At 39.4% G+C, this 14,730-nt stretch carries 16 protein-coding genes; 7 read left to right on the plus strand and 9 right to left on the minus strand.

Annotated elements, in window-relative coordinates; all coding sequences use genetic code 11:
• The first annotated feature begins 205 nt into the window (after window positions 1-205).
• Both ACZ5B7_RS04135 and ACZ5B7_RS04140 read left to right on the plus strand, forming a co-directional pair.
• A complete protein-coding gene (locus tag ACZ5B7_RS04135; protein ID WP_464492766.1) occupies window positions 206-703 on the plus strand; it encodes a DinB family protein in 498 nt (165 codons plus the stop codon).
• A 543-nt stretch (window positions 704-1,246) separates the two neighbouring features.
• Window positions 1,247-1,993: an alpha/beta fold hydrolase gene (locus tag ACZ5B7_RS04140; RefSeq protein ID WP_464492767.1), complete on the plus strand. Its 747-nt coding sequence runs from the start codon at window positions 1,247-1,249 to the stop codon at window positions 1,991-1,993.
• Between the two features lie 383 nt (window positions 1,994-2,376).
• Here ACZ5B7_RS04140 and ACZ5B7_RS04145 read toward each other — a convergent pair whose 3' ends face one another.
• The 5 genes from ACZ5B7_RS04145 to ACZ5B7_RS04165 all read right to left on the minus strand — a co-directional run bounded on the left by ACZ5B7_RS04145 (window position 2,377) and on the right by ACZ5B7_RS04165 (window position 7,375).
• Complete coding sequence (locus ACZ5B7_RS04145) at window positions 2,377-3,039, minus strand: DUF3995 domain-containing protein (RefSeq protein ID WP_464492768.1); 663 nt, start codon at window positions 3,037-3,039, stop codon at window positions 2,377-2,379.
• 19 nt (window positions 3,040-3,058) lie between these two features.
• Complete coding sequence (locus ACZ5B7_RS04150; RefSeq protein ID WP_464492769.1) at window positions 3,059-4,129, minus strand: hypothetical protein; 1,071 nt, start codon at window positions 4,127-4,129, stop codon at window positions 3,059-3,061.
• Between the two features lie 535 nt (window positions 4,130-4,664).
• A complete protein-coding gene (locus ACZ5B7_RS04155) occupies window positions 4,665-5,129 on the minus strand; it encodes an N-acetyltransferase family protein (protein WP_464492770.1) in 465 nt (154 codons plus the stop codon).
• A 213-nt stretch (window positions 5,130-5,342) separates the two neighbouring features.
• The gene (locus ACZ5B7_RS04160) at window positions 5,343-6,566 is read right to left on the minus strand and encodes a HAMP domain-containing sensor histidine kinase (protein WP_464492771.1); all 1,224 of its coding nucleotides are present in this window, start codon (window positions 6,564-6,566) and stop codon (window positions 5,343-5,345) included.
• 134 nt (window positions 6,567-6,700) lie between these two features.
• A complete protein-coding gene (locus ACZ5B7_RS04165) occupies window positions 6,701-7,375 on the minus strand; it encodes a response regulator transcription factor (RefSeq protein WP_464492772.1) in 675 nt (224 codons plus the stop codon).
• A gap of 296 nt (window positions 7,376-7,671) precedes the next feature.
• Here ACZ5B7_RS04165 and ACZ5B7_RS04170 point away from each other — a divergent pair, with 296 nt between their 5' ends.
• The 4 genes from ACZ5B7_RS04170 to ACZ5B7_RS04185 all read left to right on the plus strand — a co-directional run bounded on the left by ACZ5B7_RS04170 (window position 7,672) and on the right by ACZ5B7_RS04185 (window position 9,934).
• Entirely contained in the window at window positions 7,672-8,112 is a 441-nt protein-coding gene (locus tag ACZ5B7_RS04170; protein WP_464492773.1) for a hypothetical protein, read from the plus strand.
• A gap of 220 nt (window positions 8,113-8,332) precedes the next feature.
• Window positions 8,333-8,533 (plus strand): cold-shock protein, encoded by a 201-nt coding sequence (locus ACZ5B7_RS04175; RefSeq protein ID WP_027322326.1) that lies wholly within the window; start codon window positions 8,333-8,335, stop codon window positions 8,531-8,533.
• A 223-nt stretch (window positions 8,534-8,756) separates the two neighbouring features.
• Entirely contained in the window at window positions 8,757-8,918 is a 162-nt protein-coding gene (locus ACZ5B7_RS04180) for a DUF3934 family protein (protein WP_423800822.1), read from the plus strand.
• Between the two features lie 68 nt (window positions 8,919-8,986).
• Window positions 8,987-9,934, plus strand: a complete 948-nt coding sequence (locus ACZ5B7_RS04185; RefSeq protein WP_464492774.1) for an ATP-grasp domain-containing protein — start codon at window positions 8,987-8,989, stop codon at window positions 9,932-9,934.
• Window positions 9,935-10,305: 371 nt separating this feature from the next.
• Here ACZ5B7_RS04185 and ACZ5B7_RS04190 read toward each other — a convergent pair whose 3' ends face one another.
• From ACZ5B7_RS04190 to ACZ5B7_RS04200, 3 genes are all read right to left on the minus strand, one after another.
• Window positions 10,306-10,968: a DNA-binding response regulator gene (locus ACZ5B7_RS04190; protein ID WP_464492775.1), complete on the minus strand. Its 663-nt coding sequence runs from the start codon at window positions 10,966-10,968 to the stop codon at window positions 10,306-10,308.
• A gap of 1,087 nt (window positions 10,969-12,055) precedes the next feature.
• On the minus strand, window positions 12,056-12,202 hold the full coding sequence (locus ACZ5B7_RS04195; RefSeq protein WP_464492776.1) for a hypothetical protein: 147 nt from the start codon (window positions 12,200-12,202) through the stop codon (window positions 12,056-12,058).
• A gap of 103 nt (window positions 12,203-12,305) precedes the next feature.
• Entirely contained in the window at window positions 12,306-13,268 is a 963-nt protein-coding gene (locus ACZ5B7_RS04200; protein ID WP_464492777.1) for a helix-turn-helix transcriptional regulator, read from the minus strand.
• Window positions 13,269-13,377: 109 nt separating this feature from the next.
• On the opposite strand from ACZ5B7_RS04200, the gene ACZ5B7_RS04205 reads away from it, so the two are divergent.
• Window positions 13,378-13,857, plus strand: coding sequence for a GyrI-like domain-containing protein (locus tag ACZ5B7_RS04205; protein WP_464492778.1), 480 nt, complete (start codon window positions 13,378-13,380; stop codon window positions 13,855-13,857).
• Window positions 13,858-14,076: 219 nt separating this feature from the next.
• Here the strand turns inward: ACZ5B7_RS04205 and ACZ5B7_RS04210 are convergent, their stop codons facing one another.
• A complete protein-coding gene (locus tag ACZ5B7_RS04210) occupies window positions 14,077-14,526 on the minus strand; it encodes a LysR family transcriptional regulator substrate-binding protein (protein ID WP_464492779.1) in 450 nt (149 codons plus the stop codon).
• Between the last annotated feature and the right edge of the window lie 204 nt (window positions 14,527-14,730).

The following is a 14,730-nucleotide window of genomic DNA, read 5'->3' on the forward strand; positions in this document are numbered from 1 at the left end:
TATTTGTCATGATGAAAGAATAAAAACTGGATGGGTCGAATAAATCATAGTGAACTTGTTTTTTTGTATTCTCAAAATAAATGATTGGAGTATTTCATTGACAGTATTTTTTTCGTTATATGCCCGACAGTCGAAAATGAAGGTAATTTTATGCCACCACTTTTAACTTTGAAGGATTACATTATACAGTGAGGAGATTGATTTTATGCAAGTTATAGCCAAAATGTTTTTAGAACAACTCGACATGCATTGCCATGAGAATGAATGGTTTGCATCCATGGAACAGGCGCTTCATGGAGTCATTGCAGCTGAGGCAGCATGGACAAGTTCGGGAATCAGCAATTCGATATGGCAGATTGTCAACCACTTGATATTTTGGAATGAAGACGTAATCCATCGAATTAAGGGCACAGAGAATCCGCATAAGGCAGAAGACAATGAAGAAACCTTTGGAAATCCGGGGGATCCAGAAGACGAAATTGGGTGGGCCCAGACAGTGCAGCGCCTTAATGAAGTCATGAATAAATTAAAAACGGTCATTGCGGACCTTGACGATGAAAAGTTAAAAGCTCCGTATGCAGCTAACAGGTACTCTATTGAGCGTTTACTCAGCAATATCATGATGCACGATACGTATCATCTCGGCCAAATTGTTCTGTTGCGAAAGTTGCAATCCTCTTGGGGTGGCGTTGATTGGTCCTAAAGCACCATAATTCAGCGACCTTCCTCGCCCAGCCGTAGAAGCAGTATTGACGGTGTGAAGCCCATTTCATTCTCTATGGTGAAGCGGGTGATTTTCCTGCTTTATGGATGGCTAAACGGGTGTATTAGTCAAATAAATTAGAACGTATTTGCAGAGCGATCTTGAATGGGACTTTAAATGATTTAGATCTCCAACTTTAAAGATTTCTTCTTAAACTATCGGGTGCGGTGATCCAGGCAGGATTAACCGCCTTTTTTATAAATTCTTTATTATACAAACGGATGCAGGTTAAATAATCTTTATTAGCTTTTATTCAACATGGACCATGGAGTAAGCTATTTGAATTAAGGAAGTTAAATAGCTGAAACAAAGGGCTATTTTCTAAAAATTCAGCATTTATCTTATTTGTTCATGGTAAAATATGTAATGTGTGTAGGGTTAGGGGAGGGTGTGAGTGAAAAACTTAACTTCATGGTTATTTTTCGGTAATCCTATCGCACGTTCAAATGAAAATATTAAATTATGTTAGGTGGGGGAATATCAATGGATTTGTATTACGAAGTTAATGGTATTGGTCAACCTGTGGTCCTCCTCACTGGTGGGGCTGATGTACGAAATTGGACATTTGTCGCACCTCTTTTAGCGAAACACTATAAGGTCGTTGCTTTTGACGGACGTGGGACCGGGAAATCGCCGTCTCCTATAGAAGATGTCAATCCTGTTGAAGACTTGTTGTCACTGCTTGATCATCTAGAAATCAATCAGGCAACGCTCATCGGTCACTCAATGGGCGGCCAAATTGCCACTGAATTCGCTCTGAATTATCCTGAGAGGGTTTCTAAACTAATTTTGCTTGCGCCGGGTTTATCTGGGTTTAGCTATTCGAAGGAATTTGGAGAGAGAATGAAGAAGATTCATGAAGCTGCCCCCGATATTGATAAGATGATTGAGCTTTTACTCTGTGACCCATCGAATCGTGTTGTAGCGGTGAGTCCGCACCGGGATTTGATGGTTCAAATGCTCCGGCATCATATGAACCGAATGTTTGAATGGCCTCCGGTTAAATTGATTTGGCCGCAACCACCGGCCATCGAAAGATTAGGAGAATTGACGGCAAAAACATTATTGATAATCGGTAAGGAGGAATCACCTGATAACCTTCTAGTTGCCAATTACTTTCGAAACCACTCAGATGCTAGAATCATAGAAATTCCGGGTGCTGACCATATGGCTAATCTCACCCACCCCGAGAAGCTGTATAATCAAATTATTGATTTTATGGAGGAATGAAAAGTAGTGCACCTGAAAAAACAAGCCCAATGCATCATCTAAAAAACCTTGCTTTTTGTGAAGTGAGCGTTTTTAATTTATTGGGCTTAAGACATCTTTCGGCAATTTTCTTCGTGTGACTACAGCTGGAAACCTTTATAGATTAAGGTTTTGATCCGCTTTACACTCACGCTTGTATAATTGACAAATTTTTTGCCATTTGAAGGACAAAATCCTTTAATGGCAATACTTCTGCATTTTTTATAAAACGTTTGGTTGACTCCATTTCCCTGGAAATTTGTCGAAGAACAGCGCTTTGTTGTAGTGATCTGAAACTTACCCACGCCTAGGGACCATGATAATATCCCGATTGTTAGAAGCCATCGTAAGAAAATACATCCCGTTTATGAGAGATTAAAAATGATATAGAATACACAAAACATCATTAGTAGAAAAACGAAAAATAAATAGATGACTAGGCTTCGTCTAAATGCAGAAAGTGAAATGCCGGTGGCTTGTGCGTAATGGGAGGCTGTTAAGCCGGACAAAATGCCCATGATCACAAACCATGGCTCATAAAACAAAAGAGACCATAACGCCAGGCTCTGGACATCAAGTGAAATCCAGCCAGTGAATTGAATGGTAATAACACCAGCCAGAAGAAGGGTTTTTGTAATCATCCCGCTGATTCCATGTGCTATTAAATAAGCAGTACAGGAAAGGGTAGGGATTAATATGATGAGACGGTGGATGTTTTTCCCTCCAATAAACGGCATCCATGCTGGGACTACTCGTCCCCATGGCTTGACAAGGGCAATTAAAATGAACCCACAGGTCATGATCAAGACGCCCGCAAGGTAACTTCCCATGTACATCGCTTTAGGATTCTCCAGCTGCCCAGGGAGACCTAAAGTTCCGCCAGCAGCTTGATAAAATCGGACGAAAACGGCATACATGACTGCCCAGAAGCAACCGAGGTAAGCTGGCCATATCGCTTTTTTCGTCCATTGCTCAAAGGCAGTTAGCCTTTCCGTTTGAGCTTTCACATTGCTTGTTTTTTCATTCATGGTCACGCAGTCCTCCTTTTTAACCTCTTGCGCAGCGGGAACATCGGCCGCGCCGACGATAATAGTAGGCGATTGCAGCTAGCCCAAGAGCCACTCCCCATGGCACCCAAAAAATCATCGGACCCATAGCTCCCCAGCCTTGACTGAGTAAAATATTGTCCATCGACTGGGGATGAAGTGCTGTGGCGATGATACCAAAAGTAAAAACAAAGCCTGCTGCGGTTACAGCTATGGCAACAATAGAAGCAGGAATCACTGCCAGCATAATGGGGACTATTTTTCCACCAATGAACGGGAACCAGCGAGGAAAGACTTCACCCCATTTTTGAATCAAACCAAGTGTAAGGAAACCTCCGATTATACATACAGATCCAAACACCCATTCCGTCAGACGTGCCATCGGATTAGCGGTCGAGAAATCCCTAAGGAATTGCGGATCAACTCCTAAAGGGATATCGAGTGCCCACGAGAAGCGTATAAAGGCATAAGGAATAGGTGCCAACACTGCGATCATGGTCAACCATCTACCCCAATGAATCAATAAAGATGTTTCTCCGTTGTCGGTCCGTCCGCAATATTCACATGCATGACGAGTTTTTCTTTGGTAAACAACAGCGACCATCATCCAAAGAAGCGCTCCAATAAGACAAATAATTTGATTCAACATTTCCCAGTTAAAGTCGAATTTAAATAAAAAAGCGTAAGCCATAGCGGCAATTAACCTGGTATCAGGAATAAACAGGAGAAGCGCAAGTGAGAACCCCCATGAATAGGCAATCGCAAACCTCCGAGAAAAAGCCGTATATTGTGGTCTTTGCATGACAAGACCTATTCCAATGCTCATGAGACATAGCGTGACAAAAACAATACCGCCAATTTGTGCGGAAAGATAGGTCACCATGGCGGCGAACAATCCCATACCGTCATTTTTAAATGGATATCCAGCTCCACCCAATAACCAGTAAAGATGTAATGCTCCGTACAGCGTCGACCATAGCATGGCGGCATAACCGATCCATGAGGGCCAGCTGCTCCATTTTGTTTTAGCCTCATTATTCCGTAAAGGCGATGTGAGATTCAATGTAATCATCCTTTCTTTTTTAATTCAAAACAAATAACCTCACTTTCATCCTAATCACTAAAGGTTAAAATGAAGGTGAGGTTTCGTTTAAATTTTGTTTAATTTATATATAAAAAGAGCACTACTCTTTACTATAGGGAAATGCACCCCTACAATTTTAACCTCAATTTGATATACAATTTATCTTACAAAAATGATTAGAAACATAAGTAGTCTAATCTTTAATTGAGTAACAGTGATATTTAAAATAAGCGGAAATTTTCCCCTTAACTGTAGAATAGAGCTTGGTTCGGGGTATATAAGCGGAGGTTTTCCGATTAAGCAAAGCAAAATTACCCATTTTCGCGTTTTGCGAGTCATTAGTCGGAATCTTTCCGTCTATTTAGGCTATTTTCTGTGCTATTTCTTAATTAAGAGAAATTTCTCCGCTTATTTATCCAATCCGGTGCTTAACCTGCCCCCATCAGATAAGAGTGGACCCTCACAGACCCAGATGAGGGAATCAGCATCTTTGCTAGCTTGTTGTACTAACGTCACCGTGCTACTATTCTAATTTCATTTTTAACCCTTCGTGAGTTGATTTAAAACCTAGACGTTCATAAAATCGTAATGCATCGCCTCTTTGTTTATCTGTTGTAAGTTGAATTAAGTGGCAACCACGTTCTTTTGCACGTTGAATTGCCCATTTTATAAGTTCGGTTCCTACTCCCTTACCACGTACAGATGAGGTTGTTCTGACACCTTCAATAGTAGCTCTCCATCCACCTTGGTGTGTAATATATGGAGTAAATGTAATTTGTTGAACTCCAATCACTTCATTACCTTGATAAGCTACTACCAACTCATTATTAGGGTCAGATGTGATAGCTTGATATGCTTTTGTGTAACTTTCTGGAAGTGGATGTTCATAACGCTCACGCTTCCTTCCCAATTCATCATCAGCAAGCATTTCAACAATTCTATCCAAATCTTGTTCAGTAGCTATTCTAAACTGGATTTCTTTTTCCAATAAAATCACCCCTCCTTGATGATGAACGAACTCCGATTACAACTTAATCCTACCGTAATAACTACTATAAGTTGATTATTATTTTTTATAGATATTCCATAAGTATTTCTTATGAATTTTTGTGACTGATATTTATCCATTCATTTTTTATTCAAAACAAGTAACCTCACTTTCATCTAATCACTAAAGGTTAAAATGAAGGTGAGGTTTCGTTTAAATTTTGTTTAAGTCGTCTTTTTTTTCGTACAGATGGATGGCCGTGCCCTTTGGTGAACTTGTTATTTTCCATCCTAATTGCATTTCCTGGAGCATGAGTGACACGATGGAGAGGCCGATGCCGGCCCCTTTTTTGTCCGTTGTTACATCCAAGCCAGGGCCACTGTCTTCAATCAGAATAGCTGTTTTTCCTTCATAATCCACGATGCTGACACCGACATACCGCCCCGACTTAGCGTGTCTGATCACGTTTTGGTAGAGATTATCTAGAATGCGCATAAACCAATGGGGATCGATATTCCAGATCAAAGCCTTTTCGGGCAGACGTACATCTATTTCAAAGCCTTCTTTCTCAAATACCGGATACCATCCTGCCATTGACTCTCGAATGAACCGAATGATGTCCGTTTCTTTTCTTTGTAATGTGTATTTTCCGGCTGATAATAGCGTGTAGGAAAGGAGATTTTCAAGCAGATGGCTTAAGAGATCTACCTTGTTTTCGATTAAATGAAGTGATTCTTTCCCTTTGGATGATAAAGGTTCTTTTTGTAATGAATAGGCATGCCCGCGAATGGCTGTGAGCGGTGTTCGTAAATCGTGGGATATATTGGCAATCAGCTGTTTGCGCAGCGTTTCTTCTTCTTGTTCATGCTGCCTGCTTTTGATCAGTTCATCGATCATATGATTAAACGCTTTGCCCAATTCACTAATTTCGTCTTTTTTGTTGATAACGATTTTTTCGGGAATCCCGTTTTCCTGCGTTTCCGTCATGGCAATTTGGAGATGAACGAGCCGTTTCCGTATCTTGAAGAAAAATAGCCAAGAGACCAATAGAAAGAGACCAAATACGAGAAAAGCATAGATTGCCAAGAGCTTGTCATCAATCAAGGAAAGGGTCGGAAGTTTGGAAACGGAGGGCGGTATTTGGAAAACCATAAATCCGTTGCTCTGGTCTTTGCCGATAAAAGACACAAAAGTAATGGGATCTTCTTCGCTATGATTCATAAACCCAATACTGTTTTCTAAGGTCCATTGAGCCGGAATATTCTTTTGTTCGGAAAGTATTAGTTTGGTTTTGCCCGACCCGTCCACCCAGAATATCGATGCGAGCGGATACTGTTCCTTTACTGTGTGAAGCTTCTGATTTACCTGCGCTGGAGTGGCTCCATCCAGCTTTGCCGCCTCATGATGCCACATTTTCTTTAATTTGTTCGTATCCATATACTGAGCTCTCTGTGAAAAATCCTTGTCCAGAAAATAGGAGGGGATGTAATAGGCAGGTAAAACAAACGGCCATATGATAAGTGCTACCATAATGATCAGTAAATATTTTGCCAACAGTGAATGTCGGAACTTCATTGCTGCACCCGATATCCGATCCCCCGGATCGTTTCAATAATTTGCGGCTGGCTCGGATTTTCCTCTATTTTTTCGCGTAAATGGCGAATATGGACCATCAACGTTTTATCTCCAGCAATATAGGGGCTTTCCCAAACAGCTTCGTAGATTTGTTCTTTTGTGAGAATTTGGTTTGGATGACGAAGCAAATATGTAAAAATCTGAAACTGCTTTGCCGTTAGGACAATTTCATGATTCGATCTTGTATCGACAATGCGGTTTTGGTCTAAATAAATGCAAAGATGTGATAGTTGAATCAGAGGTAGTGCCATCTTCTCATGCCGTCTTAACAGCACTTCCACACGTGCCGCCAATTCATCGGGATGAAAGGGTTTTGTTACATAATCGTCGGCAAAATGAAGACCTTGCAATTTATCGTCAATAGAGGTTCTAGCAGAAAGGAGAAGAATCGGTGTCTCTGGATATTCCTTTTTTAACCGCTGGCCGATCGAGAATCCGTCCAATCCAGGAAGCATGATATCAAGGATGACTAGGTCGATGTCCTCCATGTAATTGGCAGCATCATCCCCCGAGGTAAGCCAGGTCACATGATAGCCTCTTCTTGTTAAATCTTTGCTGACCCAGGCGCCGATTTCCTGATCGTCTTCTATGTATAATAGTTTATTTTTCATGTTCCCCACCTATAATGGCTTTTTTAAAAAAAACTGTATGTCCAGCTTTTTCGTCGATTTTATCTATAAATAATCCATTCCACTCTTAAGTTGGATAATCCTTCTTTATTTTTAATAATGCCAAATAGGCATTTGCAGACATTGATTGGAAGGATAGTTGTACTTTCAGCCACTATTTTTATGACGGACAATTAAAAAAGTATGAATAAAAAGGTGTCTTCTTTTATCACGTATAAAGTTGTAAATAATTTGTAAACTAAATTTATCCAGATTAAGATTAAGGAATTGATGATGATATGTTCCAAGATAAGGTGCTGTTAATTGGTTTATTAGGTGTTCTGTCAACAATACCAGGGGAGATTGCTTCAAGGATATTTGTTTATACTGGCATTGGTAAGTATAGTATTTATGAATTAGCTAGTCTTATTATTACATTTAACAGGCCTGTATTTAACATAGGATTAATCGTCGATTTTTTAACGGGTAGTGTGTTTGCCATATTACTTTACTTTATATTTAAGAAGTTAGGTTCATGCCATTTAGTTATTAAAACTGCTATGGGCAGTTTACTGGCCTGGTTAGTATGTGAACTTTTATTTACAGCATTAGTAGAAGGCAAGTATATACCTATTAGACCGATCAATGATTATTATTCCCATATTTTCAGTACCTTTATTTTTGGTATAACATTAGGGCTGTTGATGAAAAAATTTATATTCAAGGAGTTAAATTCTTGATAATTTAACCATTTAAAAACTCCTCAGGTATTACTTTAAGAAGCCATCTTTTTGTTATGTTCAGGGTTCCTTGCAAATAATTTCAAAAAATGTTATTCTAAGTATGAATTATTTTTGTTCGGTGTAAAGGATAGTATTAGTATAACTTTTCGTCTTGATGATCACTGAGAGCAAGGATAGTAATACATTGTGTGTGTGAACACACTAGGAGGCAACAAACATGGAAAAAGGTAAAGTAAAATGGTTTAATGGCGAAAAAGGCTTCGGATTCATCGAACGTGAAGGTGGAGAAGATGTATTCGTTCATTTCTCAGCTATCCAAGGCGAAGGTTACAAAACATTAGAAGAAGGTCAAGAAGTGACTTTTGATGTTGAGCAAGGTCAACGTGGAGCACAAGCAGCTAACGTTCGTAAAGCTTAATTATAATGGCAAACTTGGACAGACTCTATTTTAGAGTCTGTTTTTTATTTGTCTTAGAAAAACAAATAACCCCACTCGGGTAACGAGCAGGGTACTTGAAAACAGTAAATCAAATGGTAAACCAAGTGTAGCATATAAATGGTGGATTACCTAATTTCTTTTTATTTTTTACAAAGAGAGTAACCAGATAGGTAACATGACTAGATAGTAATGGGGTGATTGTATGAGTAAAGCTAAAGGAAAAGGTGGAACAGGGAGAGGAACAGGCAAGAAGGGTTGGAATCGTTGGCAAGCCAGTACAAACAAAAAAAAGAGTGCAAAACCTTATATTAGTAAAGGTACAATAAAAACGGCTGTTGAAAATGACCCTGCGGGCAATAGTTAAAGTGACGTATCCGAAATAAAGCGAATACTGAATTAACGCAATTAAACAGCTAGAAAGAGGTCATAAAAATGAGCAAGGTATATGTCATCCATGAAAATAGTGAGTGGACCGTCCATTTGACAAAAAGGTTAGAGGAACTTGGTGTCCCTTATGAAGAATGGCATTTAGACGAAGGGACGCTAGATTTAACAACAGAGCCACCAAAAGGAATCTTCTATAGCAGAATGAGTGCATCCTCTCATACACGTGATCATCGTTTTGCAGCGGAATTTTCTGCGCAAGTATTAGCCTGGCTTGAAGCGCATGGCCGTACGGTGTTAAATGGAACGAGCGCCCTAAAGCTGGAAGTTAGTAAGGTGTTGCAGTACTTAGAGTTAAACAAGTATGGTGTGAAGACGCCAAAAACCATTGCAGCAGTTGGAAAACAAAATATTATGAAGGCAGCCGAAGCATTTGCAGGACAATCCTTTATTACAAAGCATAACCGTGCCGGTAAAGGCTTGGGTGTACAATTATTCCATAGTGTAGAAGCATTAAAAGCTTATGTGGAAGGCCCAACTTTCGAAGAACCGGTCGATGGCATTACCCTGATTCAAGAATACATTAAATCCCCTGAAAGCTATATCACCCGCTGTGAATTTGTAGGAGGAAACTTTGTTTATGCCGTTAAGGTTGATACCTCGGAAGGATTTGAACTTTGCCCTGCTGACGCCTGCCAAATTGGCGATTTATTCTGTCCTGTGGGAGAAGAAGTAGAAGAAAAGCCTAAGTTCCAAATCATTGAAGGGTTTGAGGACGATATCGTTGAAAAATATAAAAAGGTTCTAGCTGGTAATCATATTCAAATAGCTGGAATCGAGTTCATCAGAAATGCTGATGGTGAAATTTTTACCTATGATATTAATACAAACACGAACTATAATTCTGATGCAGAAGCAAAAGCCGGAAAATACGGAATGCTCGAACTCGCTTTATTTTTAAAGAAGACTTTAGAAGAAACGTACGTAATGGCTTAATTTGCGATTTAATTTAAACAAGCTGCCATAACTGGCAGCTTGTTTTGTTTGTTTGTTTGTTTGCAGCATCGAAGCGAGCAAAACACCAAATCGTATTTGTGATACGGTTCACCGTAACCCATCAAAATGAGGTTTTTATAAATAGAAGTCCTATCCTTAATTAAGTAACCAGAGAAAGTAAAATAAGCGGAGAATTTTCGGTTAGATGCAGAATGGATCTCGTTTCGGGATATATAAGGGGAGGTTTTCCGATTATGCAAAGCAAAATCTCCTATTTTCACGTTTTTCCTGTCAATAGGCAGAATCTCTCCGTCTATTTAAGCTATTTTTTGTAACATTCACCAATTAAGTGGAATTTTTCCGCCTAATTATCAGATCGGATGCTTAACCTGATCCCCCAAACGATATGAGCGGATCCTCTTGATCCCAGATGCAGGAATCAACATCTTTTTATCGACTAGTTGGGAAAGTACCTTTTTTACCGTCTTGTCACTTAACTTCAAATACTTCTCGACTTCTATAGGGGCTATGGCTTCTCCTTTTCGAATCGCTAGCCGAAGCACTTCCTTTTCGACAAATGATAGAGATGTCTGGTCCAGTTCATCACCCAGCCATCGGCCAATCACTTGCTGAACGATCTGTTGGCATCGACGAGGCTTCTCTTTAACTTGGTCATAAGAAAAGCGGATCACGGTCCATCCGTCAATCACCAACTGGTTTTGACGTTCCAAGCTGTCGGAAAATTGCCATCTGCTTATGTTCTTAAGGTGAGGGCCATAGCCGTCGACCTCAAGGCAAATACGGATGGCTGGACGAATATAAGCAAAATCCAAATACCTTTTGCCATCCTTGAAATCATTGACTTCATATTCTGGATGAAGATATCGGAAATGGTAAAATAAAGGCCACCTTACTTGCTTCAAAAACAACATTTCAGCCTGATTGTGACCTTCTTGTAAGCGCCGCAGCCGTTCACCGGTTCTTGCTTGCAAGTGAGCATTCATAAAGGCCTGGTATTCTTCTTCAAATCCCATATCATCTCTCCTCCATTTCTCCTATTATCAAATGTCCCCTGAATCCAATATGTTTTCGGTATATTTCTCTACTGTTTCGATGTATTAATAACCGCACCTCATACAAAAGATGAACTTTATGAGTTTTGTAATAATATCTTCAAATGCAAAACGTCCACAACATGGGTATTTAATAGCAAACATATTCTATGCCACGAATGAAAGGTTTCCATTATGAATTCAGACAGATTCTTAAAAATAATGAGTAATAATATGAGTGAAAGAAGTGTATAATGTGGCTTCAATGGTAGATTGTAAAAACAAATATAGACTTGCGGAATAGCTAATTTAAAAAAGAATATTTAGAGAAGAATTTGAGGATAGAACTACTTTTAGTTTAATAGAATTGTTAAGTTTGTCAATCTATTTTCCTTATATTTCGACAACACAGCGACATTTTAAGGCACCTCTTATTTAAGTCTTTCAATACGAAATAAAAAAACTACACTCTGATAAAAACAACTAGGAAAGAGGACTCCCTCTTACCAAGATGAGAAAAGTTATTTAGCTTCCTGAAGGACCGTTACTACCTCACCTGTATGCTCTCCCAACTCCGGCAGGGGCTTAAGGGCAAACATACCAAACACCACGCAGGCAATAAGCGCAAGGAAGAAGAAGGTCCAGCCGCCAATTCCAAGCAATAAAGGTGCAAGGGCAGGAACAACCGTCTACGGCAAGGCATTGGCCACGTTCATCAGCCCAAAGTCCTTCGCAGCATTCTTTTCTTGGGCAAAATACGTGCTACGCCGAGTCTACGGATCCAGAGGCACCCACACCAAGTCCTAGGATGATGCTAGCGATTGTAATCGCTGTAAGATTTGGAAGGAATGTGAGCATTAATAAACCAATAATTAGCAGAAGTAAAATAAGCGGAGAATTTTCGGTTAGCTGCAGAGTGGATCTCGTTTCGGGATATATAAGGGGAGGTTTTCCGATTATGCAAAGCAAAATCCCTCATTTTCATGTTTTTCTATTCAATTGGCGGAATCTCTCCGTCTATTTAAGCTATTTTTTATAAGTATTCACTAATTAAGCGGAATTTTTCTGTCTATTTATCAGATCGGGTGCTTAACCTGATCCGCAACCGATAAAAGCCGATTCTCATGGTCCCAGATGCGGAAATCAGCATCTTTTTATCAACTAGTTGAGAAAGTACTGATTTTACCGTCTTGTCACTTAGTTTCAAATACTTCATGTTCTAGCGTCCCCAACCTTAAGGAGAGGCATTTGCTAAAAACTTCATTTATTTGTGATACGATTCACCGTAACGCATCTATATGAGGTTTAACTGGCACTGCTTAAGTACAAAATAAAAATACTCTCTCCTGTAAACCATCTAAGACTTCATCGGGTACTTCCCTGATCTTGATATCCCCACCTAGGAAAAGCAGCCAATTGGTTATTTCGGTCAATTCTTCTGAATGATTCACATTGATAAAAGTCTTTAGAATGGCTGTGGTTTGGTATGGATTCGTATAGGAAATGGAAACCTTTAATGGATGGTATTTTTTGAACTGGGCAATCGCCTTTGGACCAAGTTCAACGACAAGGTTGATTACTTCTTCCTGCTTCCTTAGTTTTTCTAAAATCTTTTTCTTACTTAATCTTTTTTCCTTGGGGTATGGTTGTACATCGGTGAGGTTGTCGACAGAGAAAATTTGTCTCTTTTCCTCCTTTAAGTTAAAGCCTTCAATCAGCCAAAGGCCTTTTTCCTGATAAAGGTGTAAGAGATAAATGGGATAAGACTTTATGACCTTGCCTTCTTTAATGGTAATCAATAAATAGCGATCCAAAAGAAGGATTTGAATAAGTTTTTCTAACATCGGATGGGGAAGGTCTGACAGTTCAAGCAGGTCTGGGTTATTGGGGTTTGTCCCTTCAAAAAGCAGGATTTGATTTAATAGGACCAGGTCATCCTGCTGGGTTTCTGAAATCAGACCTAGTAATTTTTCAGCTAAAGACTGACGGCTCTTTAGGTAAGGGAGTTGTTGATTTCTTGTGGCCATAAAGGCAATAAAGAGAGCTTTAATCTCATTATCGGTAAAGCGGACGGTGGGCAGGACCGAATTGTTCATTACAAAATAGCCGCCATCCCTGCCAACTTCAGCGACAAGCGGCATCCCCATAGCTTCAATCTCCCGAATATCTCGAATCGCGGTCGAACGAGAGATGTTAAATTCTTGCATGATCTCAGAAATAGTAAAGTGGGATCGGTTGTTGATATACCGCATGATGATATTAATCCGTTCAACTTTTTTCATCGGGGTCTCCTAAACAGTTTCATTTTTTGACATGATTAAAGATTATTATAAACTCATCAAGTGAAAAGATAAATCATTTGATAAATTTTAAAAAAAGGATGGATTGAATATGACAAATTATACGTTAGAAGAAAAGGAAAGCTTCACCGTTTTAGGTATTGGAACAGAGCTTAAGAGCGACTACACAGACTATGCTGGCATCACCAAAGAAAAGGCAGACTTCTGGTCGGCCGTCAATCAAGATGGAAGGCTTGACAAGTTAAAAGCCGTTGCCACAAATGACTACATTTTTGTCGTGAATGAAGCAGTGAATAACAAGATGATGCATTATGCCGGCGTCATGACAGAGGCATCCTTACCAGAAGCATCCAGAGTGATTCAATTTCCTAAAAGTGAATATCTCGTTGTAAAAGGGGAAGCGGAGACGGCTGAACAGTTGAGTAATATGGTTACTGGCATTGCCTTTGGTCAAGTATTGCCAGAAGCAAAGGATTTTGCCTATGTTGGCGGGCCAAATACAGCGGTCATCATGGGGCAGCGAAACGGCTCTGTATTTGGTGAAATGTGGATTCCGGTTGTTAGGAAATAGAGAGATCACTATAGGGAGATCAAAATTAAAACCACTATAAATTATATATAGCTATTCAACAAATGGGCGCAATTGTTGAATAAATGAATCCCAATTTCTCATTTATATCACTGAGAGATTGGGATTTTTATTTTTGAATATCCTTAACGCTGTAAATCCGTATATAAAACGCTGAGTGTTGAATGACAATAAAGTGGTTTAAAGTTTTGACTTTACTTTTCAGCACGTGTGATCATTGATTAATTCTGCATGATTTATCGCTGTTTCGATATAGGTATTCAAAGTGTCGATAAACGCTCGGGCTGCAAATCCCAAGTACTTTTCAGTGCGATAAACTATACAAATATTTTGACTCGGTGTGGGATTAGTTAACTTAATAATTTTAATATCATTGTTATTAAAATTTTCAAGTAACAATTTTGGCAGAACACTTACCCCAATTCCTTGCTGTACCATGTTAATTAGAGAGGATATTGTTGTAGTTTCAATCTTTGGATGTAGATGAAATCCTAGTTCCGTGCAAAATTTATCAACTAATTTACGACACTGATGATTAGAAGGAAACATTACTGTTTCCATGTATTGTAGATCCTTTAGTTGAACAGTCCTTTTATTTGCAAAGGAACTCTCTACTGCAACAGCTAAAGAAAACTCTTCATTTGTGGGCATTAAACTCTGATTTATTCTCTAATACGAGAACTGACGAACTGTCTATTGTATGTCCTTCAGAATGTTTACCAATGAACGAGGTTATTAAGGAGGCTGAAAACGATTGGAAGTGTATAAAAGTAGAGGGAGTTTTAGACTTTAGCTTACTGGAAAGCCTCATTTTGAAGCCATGATGTCCCGGTTCCAATCAAGCCGGAACCCCCT

This window comes from Neobacillus sp. S1115 (assembly GCF_055385565.1).

Excerpts from the sequence above, each read along its gene's own strand:
- ACZ5B7_RS04135 (WP_464492766.1), top strand. The coding sequence starts at position 206 with ATGCAAGTTATAGCCAAAATGTTTTTAGAACAACTCGACATGCATTGC.
- ACZ5B7_RS04140 (WP_464492767.1), top strand. The coding sequence starts at position 1,247 with ATGGATTTGTATTACGAAGTTAATGGTATTGGTCAACCTGTGGTCCTC.
- ACZ5B7_RS04145 (WP_464492768.1), bottom strand. The coding sequence starts at position 3,039 with ATGAATGAAAAAACAAGCAATGTGAAAGCTCAAACGGAAAGGCTAACT.
- ACZ5B7_RS04150 (WP_464492769.1), bottom strand. The coding sequence starts at position 4,129 with ATGATTACATTGAATCTCACATCGCCTTTACGGAATAATGAGGCTAAA.
- ACZ5B7_RS04160 (WP_464492771.1), bottom strand. The coding sequence starts at position 6,566 with ATGGATACGAACAAATTAAAGAAAATGTGGCATCATGAGGCGGCAAAG.
- ACZ5B7_RS04165 (WP_464492772.1), bottom strand. The coding sequence starts at position 7,375 with ATGAAAAATAAACTATTATACATAGAAGACGATCAGGAAATCGGCGCC.
- ACZ5B7_RS04170 (WP_464492773.1), top strand. The coding sequence starts at position 7,672 with ATGTTCCAAGATAAGGTGCTGTTAATTGGTTTATTAGGTGTTCTGTCA.
- ACZ5B7_RS04175 (WP_027322326.1), top strand. The coding sequence starts at position 8,333 with ATGGAAAAAGGTAAAGTAAAATGGTTTAATGGCGAAAAAGGCTTCGGA.
- ACZ5B7_RS04180 (WP_423800822.1), top strand. The coding sequence starts at position 8,757 with ATGAGTAAAGCTAAAGGAAAAGGTGGAACAGGGAGAGGAACAGGCAAG.
- ACZ5B7_RS04185 (WP_464492774.1), top strand. The coding sequence starts at position 8,987 with ATGAGCAAGGTATATGTCATCCATGAAAATAGTGAGTGGACCGTCCAT.
- ACZ5B7_RS04190 (WP_464492775.1), bottom strand. The coding sequence starts at position 10,968 with ATGGGATTTGAAGAAGAATACCAGGCCTTTATGAATGCTCACTTGCAA.
- ACZ5B7_RS04195 (WP_464492776.1), bottom strand. The coding sequence starts at position 12,202 with ATGAAGTATTTGAAACTAAGTGACAAGACGGTAAAATCAGTACTTTCT.
- ACZ5B7_RS04200 (WP_464492777.1), bottom strand. The coding sequence starts at position 13,268 with ATGAAAAAAGTTGAACGGATTAATATCATCATGCGGTATATCAACAAC.
- ACZ5B7_RS04205 (WP_464492778.1), top strand. The coding sequence starts at position 13,378 with ATGACAAATTATACGTTAGAAGAAAAGGAAAGCTTCACCGTTTTAGGT.
- ACZ5B7_RS04210 (WP_464492779.1), bottom strand. The coding sequence starts at position 14,526 with ATGCCCACAAATGAAGAGTTTTCTTTAGCTGTTGCAGTAGAGAGTTCC.